We start from the raw sequence: 628 nt of genomic DNA, 5'->3' as shown, positions 1-628 counted from the left end.
GGCTACGCCGCAGGGATGGATCGCCGCAACCAGACCGTCAGTTCGTGAAGACCCGGGCCGCCAGCGCGGCCTGGAACAGCACCTGCATGATGTCCTGCGCCATTTGGAGATAGCGTCCGTCCAGCCGCGGCAGGGCGATCACCTCGTCACCAGGGCGCGGCACCGCATCCGGATCCAGGGAAACCTCGCCGGAGGCCCGGCGGATCATGATGTTGCGCAGGCTGCCTCGGGCCGTCAGCCCTCCGGCTTCCCGAATCAGGCTATCCACGGTGAGGCCCGGACGCCACACGACGGCGCGCGGGTTGCCGATTTCCCCGGTCACCAGCACGGTCTCGCGACGCTCGGGAATGACGATGATGTCGGAATCCTCGAGCCTGAMACTTGTGCAACGGCCGTCGCTAAACACCACCACGCGCCCTTCCGGCTGGGTGCGTCGGGCCCGCTGGAGGTAGGTCGATACCATGTTGGCCTCGGCCGTGCGGATATTGGCCACGCCCTGGGTGGGAGAGACCGCCAGGAAGAGCGCCCGTTCCAGCCTGTCCGCCGCCTCGTTGAGCGCGCGCGTCTGCTGCGCCGCGACGCTCGCCCGCAGGATATAGACGCTCCGCGTGTCAGCGAGGATCGGATT

The 628-nt window shown here is 67.9% G+C and carries 1 protein-coding gene; it reads right to left on the bottom strand.

Translation table 11 applies throughout. From position 1 onward, the window contains the following. Positions 1-37: 37 nt before the first annotated feature. On the bottom strand, positions 38-628 hold a 591-nt coding region (locus AC1DWF_RS35865), incomplete at its 5' end, for an SLBB domain-containing protein (protein WP_476843214.1).

It is taken from the genome of Aminobacter sp. P4_D5, from assembly GCF_056401815.1.
This window is presented reverse-complemented; position numbering and strand designations above follow the sequence as displayed.